The following is an 11,765-nucleotide window of genomic DNA, read 5'->3' on the forward strand; positions in this document are numbered from 1 at the left end:
GTGACGCCCTCACATCTGACGCAACAAGGCCGCGGTATCCCAGCGGGATAGCCAATACCGACAGCGCAAGAAGCGGTTCTGCGCATATTTGTAGAATTCGACCGAGCTCGAACGGGGAGAGGTGCAGTGCTTGATCAGCGACCAGCAGCCCCACAGGAAATCGTCAACCACCATATACAGGCGGACCCGCGCACTTGATTGCAAATTGGCCTTACCCTCATAGAGCGCGACGACGTGCTCCACTTCCGTGTCAAAACTGCAAAGCTCGAGGCACAGGGAAGCGAGATCGTAATGCGGGTCGGCATTTACGACTCGATCGCAGTCGACCAGCCGCACACCGCCCCCATCATTCAACATCACGTTGCTCAGAGCCCCTTCGCCGTGAATCGGCCCGGGATCGCAGCCCGCGCCAGCTAAACCGGCAGCAATCCGCTCGATCCAAGGACCCAGTTCGCGCACGGCCCGATCATCATTCAACACACCTCCTCCGGGCGAATTGATTGACCGCATCATTTCGAGATAGTGCCGGATCACATCGAAGGGGCTTCGCGTGACAGGCACAGGCTCACTGCGATGCAGCGTTCGCTTCGCCGCTAAAATGGCCACGAGAGTCGACTCACGATCGCAATTCTCACGGCGAGCCATTCTCCACTCGGCAGGAGACAGCCACTCATAGAGCAACGCTCCCTGCTCTTCGCTGCAATCGAGCAGCGCCGGCCCGAGCTGGAGCTCAGCCATCCTACGGCTACCCGCGACCACAGATGCCCAATCCACAAAAGGCGCCGTCTCGAGTTCGTAGACCTTGAGAAAGCCAACCGGCTCGCCGGAGGCTTTGCTGACGAGGTAGGGGGCGGCATCCAAGGCCAAATGAAGCGGCACCGCAATGCTCGGCAACAGGCGAGACAGCGTTAACGGCGTACCAATCCGGCCCCCGATCACGTCAGCAGCAGCCTCCGCACGCATTTGAGAATCGTTGAAAAGCTGCATCGAATGACCGCCCCAGTGAGGTCTAATTTTGCACAAATTGGCACAAATCCTTAAATTGACAAGCGCAAAGTTTCGGCGTCGCAGCCGCGTTTTTCCTCATACACCCAGCGACTTCGCGATTGCGAAGTCTTTCCGGCCTCGTCTAGATTACACAAATAACCTCAAATCCAAATACATCAGGCGCCTCACCGATGACACCCACCGTTACTCCTCATGCTTCCGGTTCATCTGATCTGTGCGACATGTCAGCGACAAAGCTGGTTGCCGGCTATCGCAGCCGAGCGTTCTCGCCTGTTGAAGTGACGCGCGCGATCCTGGCGCGTACCGAGCATCTGAACCCGACACTCAACGCATTCTTCTTCACCGCCTCGGATGCGGCCCTGCAGGCAGCGCGCGCGTCCGAAGATCGCTGGCATCGCAGCGCTCCCTTGGGCGCTCTCGACGGAGTGCCCGTTTCGATCAAGGACAGCATTGCCGTGGCGGGAATGCCGATGTACCGCGGCGCCGCCCCATTTCGCCAACGCGGTCCCTCGCAGGTCAACGCACCTCCGGCGGCGCGTCTCGCTGAGAGCGGCGCGATCCTGTTCGGCAAGACGACAATGCCGGATTTCGGGCTGCTCGGCGCGGGCGTAAGCAGCGCCTATGGCACGACACACAATCCGTGGAACATCGCGATGAATACAGGAGGCTCCTCGAGCGGCAGTGCGGCAGCCGTTGCCGCACGGCTCGGGCCACTGACCGTGGGTACGGATCTCGCCGGATCCGTTCGCATGCCGGCGGCGCTCTGCGGGCTCGCGACGCTGAAGCCGACACAAGGACGCATCCCTCATCTGCCGCCGAGCACCATGCGGAGCGCTGGACCGATTGCGCGCAGCATCGAGGATGTCGCTCTTCTGTTCAGAGTTCTGACCGGGCCTGATGCACGTGATTTCGGATCCCTGCCCCCCGATGCGGTGACCTACGATGATCTGTCGATACCGAATCTGAAGGGATGGCGGGTCGGCGTCGTCGACGATATGGGATTTGGAAAACGAGCTGAACCCGCGATTGCACAGGCTTGTCTGCGCGCGGCATCATTCCTTGCAGAAGCCGGTGCAGAAATCGCGACCGTTGGCCCGCTGGTCGACCTCGATCCCACCGACGCCTTTGTCAAGATATTCGGAAGTCGCGCCGGACATGAGGCCGCGCACCTGTCGGACGAGGAGCGCTCTCAGCTTCATCCGGCGATACAGCAGACAATCGCGCAAACGCGCTCGCTGTCTGCCGAGGCATTTTTGGCCGCAAGCGACGAGATCGATCGGGCCAAGGCAACTGTCGTCGCGCGTACCGCCCCCTACGACATCGTCATCATGCCCGCGGTGCCTGTGGTGTCCTTCGCCGCGAACGACATTTCTCCGGATCCAGAAAACCCTTATGCCCTGATCACATTTACCTCGATGTTCAATCAGACAGGACAGCCCGCCGCAGTTGTTTGCGGCGGCTTCAACAAGGAGCGGCTGCCGATAGGCATTCAGCTCATCGGCCGTCGTCATGATGATTGGCGTGTTCTGCAGGCGGCTGCGTTCTGCGAAGCCGCGCGGGACCTCCGCTTCGACTGGCCCTTGTAGCCGTCGGCGCGGCAATCCTGACGAACACGATCGGTCGTCCCTAGGCGTTCGACGGCTTTCGCGCGCCCCTGGAGGAGAGCCAGCGACCGCGCCGCCACCAGCGGCCTTACCTTTCACGACCTGCGCGGCACGGCCGTGGTGCGGCGGGCCTATCGCGGGCGCGACCGTGCCGCAGGTAGCTGCCGTGACCGGCCACTCCTTAAAGGACGACGAGGCCACTCGCGACTCGCATTGCTTGGGTCGCGATATTCAGCCCGCCGAGCTGCGGTCCTGAAGCTTGAAGCCAGAACAGAACTGTAAAATGACCTTTAAATGAGGCCACGCCACCGCGTCACGACTGCAGCTAAGTGCTTGAATTATTCGGCGGGGGCGGACGAGCCAGCGGCGGTGGTCGCATTCGTGCGCGTGCCGCAGCGGCCCCCTCGCCCCGCGAGCTCGAAGGTGTCGCTGCCTGGACCGCCTGCGTCCCAGATACACGACCGGTCGACGAGTATCTCGCGCCGCCCACCGACGCGGGCCTGGTCGCCGGCGAGAGGGAGATACACGAAGGCGCCCTCGTCGATTTCATGGAAACGATCTGATCGCGACTGTTCGCGAGCGAGATCATGGTCGGGCTGAAGAGCCTCGAACTGCCTAGCATCGATCTCTGTCTAGCAGTTTTCTGATAGCGGGATCGGCGCCGTCGTGAACCCTTGTGGTTCCTGGCTGTGCGTGGCGTGGCCGCTGATCACCGCCTTCACCGGCAGGCCCTCGCGATCGGAGAGGGAGCGTCTAGTTTCCAATTTTGAGATATTGAGCAGCAGTGTTCGCACAATATAGATTGTGTAATGCTTTGATGCGGAGGTCCCGAAAAGCGTCGCGGAAGGCGCACGCCTGGTAGAAGCTCCCATTGTCGGTCATGACGCGTGTGACGGAGACACCCAGGCTCCTGTAATAGGTTACAGCGGCCTTGAGAAACGGAACGGCGCTATCTGCCGTTTCATCGGGCTTGACCTTGGACAAGGCGACACAGAATGTATCGTCGATGCAGACGTGGACAAAATCCCAGCTTGCGCCGCGGCTCTTGTTCCAACCAGTCCGATCACCAGTGATGCGGCGGCCGACACGCTCGAGCTTATGATGTTGATGTGAAGATTCTTGCCTGGGGTGTCACGCTCATAGCGGCGCTCCGGTTCAGCAGGCTCAGGATCACCCATCCGGTTCAACCCCAGCCGTCGCAGAACACGCCTGACCGTGGCTGGCGACGCCTTGACCTCGACGGCAATCTGCTTACCCGTGCGGCGCAGGGCCTCGATCCTTCAGGCGCCGCAGGCGCGGTTCATGAGAACGATCACCAGGTCCTCGACTTTTTCTCCGATCACTTCTCGAAGTCGAAACCATCAGCCGCAGGTTTCCTCGGGTCTTGCTGTAGAAGGCATTCGAGATGCATTCAGCATTCCTTTTTCGGCCCAAAGCTTACGAGCATGTTCGCTCTGGTCACCTTCGATTTTGGCAGCCATCCGAAGTAGCGCGCAGCAAATCATGGCACGGTCGTCGCCGGTCAACTCCACGACGCGAGCCTTGATGAGGGGGTCGCCAAGTTCGATCAGGTGCCGCGTACGCTTGCGGCGTTCGACCTGCCACGTCCGCATGTCATGTCGTGCCCTTGCGGCGTGATACCGGTTGCGCACCGTTCGGTGGCGCCGGAACGCGGTCCAAGTCGCGGTCAGCTGTTGGTGTATTTCGACGCGATCGGCTGTGAAAAAACGCGCCCCCACGCTTGGCCCATGCCTCCCTCTTTCCGGCCTCTTTTGTCTCTGCCAACACAATCAACGCGCCCGCCAGTTCCTCAGCGGTCAGCGTGTCAGCCCCGGTGGCGATAACCAATTCGCCGAGCTGGCGAACCTTGCGGATTTTGAGTCCGCACGCCTTGTCTTCGAGCGCCTTCAAGTCAGCATCAGAGTCTCGCGGTTTGCGCATCGTGGTCTCCATGAATCTCGATGGAGAATTGATAGCGTCGCGACGGGCGCAATGCTGCAAGGTCATTGGGACGGCTTGGGACGAGATAGTCCCTCCCGAGATTTTTCCGAGGGAGGGCGCGCTTATACGTCGTTCCGACGTGCGCTTCGCTGTGCCAGTGATCTGATCGCGATGGCGATCTATCATCTTCACGTCAAGGTCTGCGCGACGACAATCAAGGTGAGAACCCAGCGACAATCAGGATGAGAGAGTGCCGGCGGGAGCGGGACGAAGGGAGGGCGTAGCCCGACCGGAGGACCGCTCCCGCCGGCGGCGCGTCCCTTTCAGGCCGTCTGGCGGCCGGGTGTGGTTAGCGCAAGCTGTTGATTCGTCTCGACAAGAGAGGATCGACGGCTTGCCTGGCCTCCACATCACCGACCACCAGATGAGGCTATACATGAGTTACCGATTGACGTTATCGGCCGAGGCCGCGGCGGCCAAAGCCGGGTTTTCGACGGCGAGTGCCTACCGGATCGAGGCCGATCCGCGGCTGCCGTCGCAGAAGCAGGAGCCGCGTGGCCGGCGGCGGCCTGATCCGCTGGCGCCCTATTGGGACGCCGAGATCGAGCCGATCCTGAAGGCCGCACCGGGTATCCGGGCGGTCGGTGTGCTGGAGGAGCTGCGCCGGCGCCATCCCGATCTCAATCCCAACATCCGCCGCACGCTGGAGCGGCGCATCACGGCCTGGCGCGCCTTCAATGGGCCCGAGCAGGACGTCATCTTCCGCCAGGAGCATGAGCCCGGGCGGCTCGGCCTGTCGGACTTCACCGATGCCGGCGTGCTGGGTATCACCATCGCGGGCGTGGCGCTCGACCACCGGCTCTATCACTTCCGGTTGGCGTTCTCCGGCTTCGCGCACGCCCATGTCGTGCTCGGTGGCGAGAGCTTCGTCGCATTGGCCGAAGGCCTGCAGAATGCGCTGTGGGCGCTCGGCGGCGTCCCCAGAGAGCATCGCAGCGACAGCCTGTCGGCAGCGTTCCGCAACCTCACGATCGATGCGCGCGAGGACATCACGCAACGCTACGACGAACTGATGCGGCATTACGGCATGGTGGCGACCCGCAACAATGCCGGCATCGCGCATGAGAACGGTTCGATCGAGAGCCCACATGGCCATCTCAAGAAGACGCTGGAGGACGCGCTGCTTTTGCGGGGGACGCGCGACTTCGCCGACCTCGATGCCTATCGCGCCTTCGTCGACATGGTCGTCGGCCGGCGCAACGCCCATCTCGTCAAGCGGATCGCAATCGAGAAGGAGACGCTGGCGCCACTGCCGAGAGGTCGCAGCAGTGACTTCGAGGAGAAGGTGATCCACGTGACCTCGTCGGGCGGCTTCATCCTGCGCCGCGTGTTCTACACGGTGCCGTCGAAGCTGATCGGTCATCGTCTGCGCGTGCGCATCTACGATGATCGCCTCGAATGCTTCATAGGCACCACGCAGGTCGCGACGCTGCGTCGTGGTCGTCCGGTGTCGGACAAAAAGGGCGGACATGTCGTCGACTATCGGCACGTCATCCACGCCCTGCGGCGCAAGCCGATGGCGCTCGCCAATCTCGTCTATCGCGATCAGCTGTTCCCACGGGCCGCCTATCGACGCGCGTTCGAGACTCTGCAGGAACGATATGACGATCGTCATGCCTGCAAGGTGACGGTCGAGCTTCTCGCCCTCGCTCACGAGCGGGCCTGCGAGGCAGAGCTTGCCGAGAGTCGTCGCCAGAGATCTCGATGCGGGACGGCTGCCTGACCTTGCCGCGTTGCGCATCCGCTTTCGCCCGGAGCAGGCCGCGATCCCGCACGTCGCCGTCGAGCTCGCACCGCTCGCCGCCTACGACGAACTGGCGTCCATCGGCTTCGTGCCGGCAACCTCGAATACGGGAGATGCAGCATGACCAGCACGACCACATCCATCGATGCCGCGCGTGTCGAACTCCTTCTCACAGAGTTGCGCTTGCCGAGCGTCAAGGCGATCTGGCCAAAGCTCGCCGCGCAATCTGACAAGGAAGGCTGGCCCGCGGCGCGCTTCCTCGCCACGCTCGCCGAACACGAGGTGGCCGATCGTGGCCGTCGCCGCATCGAGCGGCACATGACGGAGGCACGCCTGCCTGCGGGCAAGACGCTCGCGACATTCGACTTCGAGAGCGTGCCGACGCTGTCCAAGGCGCAGGTGATGGCACTCGCCGCAGGTGACGTCTGGCTCGAGACCGGGGCCAATCTGTTGCTGTTCGGTCCGCCCGGCGGCGGCAAGAGCCATCTCAGCGCGGCGATCGGGCTTGCCCTCGTCGAGAACGGCTGGCGCGTCCTGTTCACGCGCACGACGGACCTCGTGCAGCAGCTGCAGGTGGCGCGGCGTGAACTGGCTCTGGAATCCGCGATCGCCAAGCTTGATCGCTATGACCTGCTGATCCTCGACGACATCACCTACGTCTCCAAGGATCAGGCCGAGACCAGCGTGCTGTTCGAGCTGATAGCCACCCGCTACGAGCGGCGCTCGCTCCTGATCACCGCCAACCAGCCGTTCGGCGAGTGGGGCCGCATCTTCCCCGATCAGGCCATGACGCTCGCCGCCGTCGACCGCCTCGTCCACCACGCCACGATCATCGAGATGAACGTCGAGAGCTACCGCCGCAAGGCCGCCCTCGGCCGCAAGCGCGGCGCCAGCCGGCCACCAGTCCATGCTACGCCGAAGGAGGTTCAAAGCTCCGCTGATTGACGCTGCCGCACCGCTGATTGTCGCCCAGCGTCAATCAGCACTTGCCAAGCCGGACGTCCGCGACAATGATCCCAGGATCCCGGCCCCAATCTTCTCATCCAGATTGACGCCCAGTTCTCATCCTGATCGTCGCGCTACACAAGGTCATTGGCCGGAAGGCCGGAAGCAGTGCGGTGGCGTCAGCCGCCTATCGCTCGGCCTCGCGGCTGCGCGACGAGCGCTTGGGCCGCGATCAGGACTTTTGCGCCAAACGCGGCGTCGTCCATTCCGAGGTGATGCTGCCAGAGAACGCGCCGCAAGCATGGGGCAACCGGGGACGGCTCTGGAACGACGTCGAAGCGGTCGAAGGCCGAAAAGATGCCCAGCTGGCCCGCGAGGTCGAATTCGCCCTTCCGCGCGAGCTGAGCGAGACGCAGGGGATCGAGCTGGCCCGGGATTTCGTTCGGGGCGAGTTCGTGGGTCTGGGCATGATCGCCGACCTCAATGTGCATTGGGACATGGCCGAGGACGGCATGCCCAAACCCCATGCCCATGTCATGCTGACCATGCGCGCGGTGGACGAGACCGGGTTTGGCCGGAAGGTGCGAGATTGGAACCGCACCGAGATGGTCGGACGCTGGCGTGAACGTTGGGCTGAGCTTGCTAATGAGCGATTGGCCGAGCTCGACATCGACGCGCATATCGACCATCGCAGTCTCGAAGCTCAGGGCATCGCGCTGGAGCCGCAAAGCCATATCGGTGCGCCGGCCAAACGGATTGAGGTTCGGGGCTTCGCAGGCGAAGGCGGTGAGGCCGACCGTGCCGCGATGCACCGCGAGATTGCGCGCGGCAATGGCGAGCGGATCATCGCCGATCCCTCCCTTGGGCTGGACGCGATCGCGCAGCAGCAATCGACCTTCGCACGGCGCGACCTGGCAAAGTTCGTGCACCGGGCTTCGCGCTCTCTCCTCGCTGCGTTGTGTGGGACCTGAGTGAGGTGGAGGCCTGGCTTTCGCTGCGCCGGAGCACTCCCCTCACCCGTGCTCCACATCCAGACGTGAAACTGCAACAAAGCCGCCCGGTCAAAGGGCCGGGTCGGGCTCGAAGATCGGCATCGAAGGCGGAATGAGGGTTGGCGCGTATTTTTGACCTCCGACCCACGCGTCGATGATGTTCGACCACTCCTGCATCATGTGCCGGCGCTGCAGCTCGTACTCCGCCTTGTTGTAGACCCCGCGCGACGAGCTACCATCCTCGTGCGCCAGGCACTTCTCGATCCAATCGCTGTTGAACCCGAGCTCGTTGAGCAGCGTCGACGCTGTCCGCCTGAGGTCGTGGACCGTGAAATGTTCGAGCGGCAGCCCCTCGTTCCGAACGCGCTCGACGACCGCGGTGGTGACACGATTGAAGGTCGCGCGCGACATCGGGCTGTCGGCATCATATCGGGATGGAAGTACCTATCTGGAGTTGCCGGCGCAGGTTTTCAGCGCGATGAAGATATCGAGCATCTGGCGCGACAGGTACACATTGTGCGCCTTCGACCGCTTCATCCGCTCCTTCGGGATGGTCCAGACGGCATTCTCGAAGTCGACCTCATCCCAGGTCGCATCCTGTAATTCGCTTTTCCGCACCATGGAGAGAAGATAGAGCCTTACGCCCAGCCGGATGGTTGGCAGCGTCGGAACGTGTTCCAGCTGCTTGAGCATGATGCGGATTTCTGTGGGCGACAGCGAGCGATCGCGGGGCACGAACTGCGCGATGGAGGATGGACCGACGTCGTCAGCTGGATTGGCGACCTTCTCCCCGTGCAGAATCGCAAAGCCATAGATCTGCTTGACGATATCGCGCACGTGGAGCGCGGTTGCCGGCGCTCCCCGATCGACGATTGCCGCACAATGCTTCCGCAAATCGTCCGGCGTGATTTCGGACAACAAGCGCCTGCGCCAAGGCGGCAGCAGTTCGCGCTCGAAAATTGAACGGCGCATTGCCCGCGTGCTGTCAGCCATGGGAGCGCCCGTGAGCCACTTCTCACCGAACTCGCCGAATGCCTTGGCCTCCATCAGGCGTCGTTTTGCGCGCTGCTTCTCAATGGCTGGCGAACGCCCTTCCTTGATGGCGCGCCTGGCGTCGATGCAGAGCTCTCTTGCTCGCGCAAGCGACAGGTCGGCCGGACCGTATTTGCCGAAGGTGATGGTCTCCCTGCGTCCGTTCATCCGATAGTCGAGCCGGAACGAGATCGAGCCCTTCGTGCTGACGAGGACGTACATGCCGTCCCGGTCGGTCACCTTGTAGGATTTTTCCTTTGGTCTCAGATGCTTAAGCGCGGCATCGGTCAGCATTTGTCGGCCTTCTGGGTTCGATACCGTCATGCCGATTTCGGCCGCGGATCTGAAGGAAAGCGACGCTCTTTCAATTGGTTGGACCAAAAAATACCGTCAGGGCTCATTTCGAGCTGACGGTATCGATCAAAACGGGGGTGGGAATATGGAAGCCGATGCCGTCAAACAGTCCGGCACGCGCGACCATCGTCCACCGATAGTCCGCGATAGGTATCGGCAAAATCTATTTTTGATTTCAGATGGTTAGAGCGTAGATTTGGACAGATCCGGCGAGCTTCGGATAGGCGCGAATTATTCCCACTCAATCGTCCCCGGCGGCTTTGATGTCACGTCGTACACCACCCGATTCACGCCCTTCACCTCGTTAATGATGCGCGTGGCGGTGTTGCCGAGGAACTTCATGTCGAACGGATAGAAGTCGGCGGTCATGCCGTCGGTGGAGGTGACGGCGCGCAGGCCCACGACGTAGTCGTAGGTGCGGCCGTCGCCCATGACGCCGACGGTCTTGACCGGGAGCAGCACGGCGAAGGCCTGCCAGATGGTGTCGTAGAGGCCGGCTTTGCGGATCTCGTCGATGTAGATGGCGTCCGCTTTCCGCAGGATGTCGAGCTTGTCGGTGGTGATCTCGCCGGGGCACCGGATGGCAAGGCCGGGGCCCGGGAACGGGTGGCGGCCGACGAAACACATCGGGAAGGCCGAGCTCGCGGCCAAGCACGCGGACCTCGTCCTTGAACAGCTCGCGCAGCGGCTCGACCAGCTTCATGTTCATGCGCGCCGGCAGGCCGCCGACATTGTGGTGCGACTTGATCGTCACCGAGGGGCCGCCGGTGAAGGAGACGCTCTCGATCACGTCGGGGTAGAGCGTGCCCTGCGCCAGGAAATCGGCGCCACCGATCTTCTTCGCCTCCGCCTCGAACACGTCGATGAAGAGTCGTCCGATGGTCTTGCGCTTCGCTTCGGGGTCGGTGACGCCTGCGAGTTCGCCAAGGAAGAGTTTTGAGGCGTCCACATGCACCAGGGGGATGTTGTAGTGGTGCCGGAACAGGTCGACGACGGTTTCGGCCTCATTGAGCCTGAGCAGGCCGTGGTCGACGAACACGCAAGTGAGCTGGTCGCCGATCGCCTCGTGGATCAGCACCGCGGCAACGGCGGAATCGACGCCGCCGGAGAGGCCGCAGATCACCTTGCCCTTGCCCACCTGGGCGCGGATCTTCTTGATCTCCTCCGCGCGGAAGGCGTGCATGGTCCAGTCGCCGCCGAGGCCGGCGATGTTGCGGACGAAGTTGCGGATCAGCTTGGCGCCGTCGGGCGTGTGCACCACCTCGGGGTGGAACATCAGGCCGTAATACTTGCGCCGCTCGTCCTGGATCACGGCGAAGGGCGCGTTCGGCGAGACACCGGCGACGGAGAAGCCCGGCGGCATCTGGGTGATGCGGTCGCCATGGCTCATCCACACCTGGTGCCGCTCGCCCGGCTGCCAGACGCCATCGAACAGCAGGCTCGATGTCTTGACCTCGACATCGGCGCGGCCGAACTCGCGGTGGTGGCCGCCCTCGACGGTGCCGCCGAGCTGGGCGGCCATCGTCATCTGGCCGTAGCAGATGCCCATCACCGGGACGCCGCTATCGAAGATCAGCTGCGGGGCCCGCGGCGAGCCTGCCTCGTGGACGGATTCAGGGCCGCCGGAGAGGATGACGGCCTTGGGGTTCATCTGCCGGAAGGCGGCCTCCGCCTTCTGGAACGGCACGATCTCGCAATACACGCCGTCCTCGCGCACCCGGCGCGCAATCAGCTGCGTGACCTGGCTGCCGAAATCGACGATCAGGATCTTGTCATGGAGCGCGGCCACCGAGGTGTCGGCGGCGGCGCTGTCGGGGGTGTTGGGCGGGGAGTTGTCTTGGGCTGTCATGGCAAGGAATTACGCCGCGGCGGGGGGACTCGCAACCCTCGCAAGCGGGCGATTCACCGCTGCGTCGCCCCCACCGCTGTCGTCCCAGCCAAGCGGGCTGGGGCAATGCGCAAGCATTGCGCCGGCACGCGCCGAGCCGGGATCCATAGCCACAGGACGCGCGGCTCGGGCACGCTGGCCGCTCCATCTCGCGCCTCACGACGGCCGCGGAGTATGGGTCCCGGGTCGGCGCCCCA

At 63.1% G+C, this 11,765-nt stretch carries 6 protein-coding genes and 6 pseudogenes; 5 read left to right on the plus strand and 7 right to left on the minus strand.

Annotated elements, in window-relative coordinates; all coding sequences use genetic code 11:
* Positions 1–9 precede the first annotated feature (9 nt).
* Positions 10–987, minus strand: coding sequence for a phosphotransferase (locus ACVIJ6_RS32770; protein WP_456776103.1), 978 nt, complete (start codon positions 985–987; stop codon positions 10–12).
* A 191-nt stretch (positions 988–1,178) separates the two neighbouring features.
* Here ACVIJ6_RS32770 and ACVIJ6_RS32775 point away from each other — a divergent pair, with 191 nt between their 5' ends.
* Positions 1,179–2,594, plus strand: a complete 1,416-nt coding sequence (locus ACVIJ6_RS32775; protein WP_456776104.1) for an amidase — start codon at positions 1,179–1,181, stop codon at positions 2,592–2,594.
* 645 nt (positions 2,595–3,239) lie between these two features.
* On the opposite strand, the pseudogene ACVIJ6_RS32780 reads toward ACVIJ6_RS32775, so the two are convergent.
* From ACVIJ6_RS32780 to ACVIJ6_RS32795, 4 genes and pseudogenes are all read right to left on the minus strand, one after another.
* A pseudogene (locus tag ACVIJ6_RS32780) lies at positions 3,240–3,370 on the minus strand (acetyl-CoA C-acetyltransferase); the annotation flags it as partial.
* Between the two features lie 55 nt (positions 3,371–3,425).
* Positions 3,426–3,892, minus strand: a pseudogene (locus ACVIJ6_RS32785) (IS481 family transposase); the annotation flags it as partial.
* A gap of 81 nt (positions 3,893–3,973) precedes the next feature.
* Positions 3,974–4,225 carry a conjugal transfer protein TraD gene (locus ACVIJ6_RS32790; RefSeq protein WP_456776105.1) on the minus strand — a complete coding sequence of 84 codons (252 nt, stop codon included), beginning with the start codon at positions 4,223–4,225 and terminating at the stop codon, positions 3,974–3,976.
* Position 4,226: 1 nt separating this feature from the next.
* Complete coding sequence (locus ACVIJ6_RS32795) at positions 4,227–4,553, minus strand: conjugal transfer protein TraD (protein WP_456776106.1); 327 nt, start codon at positions 4,551–4,553, stop codon at positions 4,227–4,229.
* 394 nt (positions 4,554–4,947) lie between these two features.
* Here ACVIJ6_RS32795 and istA point away from each other — a divergent pair.
* The 3 genes and pseudogenes from istA to mobQ all read left to right on the plus strand — a co-directional run.
* Positions 4,948–6,481, plus strand: a pseudogene (gene istA, locus ACVIJ6_RS32800) (IS21 family transposase).
* A complete protein-coding gene (gene istB, locus ACVIJ6_RS32805; RefSeq protein ID WP_456771792.1) occupies positions 6,478–7,302 on the plus strand; it encodes an IS21-like element helper ATPase IstB in 825 nt (274 codons plus the stop codon). Before istA ends, istB begins: the two are co-directional and overlap by 4 nt.
* A gap of 119 nt (positions 7,303–7,421) precedes the next feature.
* Positions 7,422–8,249 (plus strand): annotated as a pseudogene (gene mobQ / locus ACVIJ6_RS32810) (MobQ family relaxase); the annotation flags it as partial.
* 114 nt (positions 8,250–8,363) lie between these two features.
* Here mobQ and ACVIJ6_RS32815 read toward each other — a convergent pair.
* A pseudogene (locus ACVIJ6_RS32815) lies at positions 8,364–9,620 on the minus strand (tyrosine-type recombinase/integrase).
* Positions 9,621–9,648: 28 nt separating this feature from the next.
* Here ACVIJ6_RS32815 and ACVIJ6_RS32820 point away from each other — a divergent pair.
* The gene (locus ACVIJ6_RS32820; protein WP_456776107.1) at positions 9,649–9,867 is read left to right on the plus strand and encodes a hypothetical protein; all 219 of its coding nucleotides are present in this window, start codon (positions 9,649–9,651) and stop codon (positions 9,865–9,867) included.
* Between the two features lie 44 nt (positions 9,868–9,911).
* On the opposite strand, the pseudogene guaA reads toward ACVIJ6_RS32820, so the two are convergent.
* A pseudogene (guaA, locus tag ACVIJ6_RS32825) lies at positions 9,912–11,529 on the minus strand (glutamine-hydrolyzing GMP synthase).
* Positions 11,530–11,765 lie beyond the last annotated feature (236 nt).

Source organism: Bradyrhizobium sp. USDA 4369 (assembly GCF_054056435.1).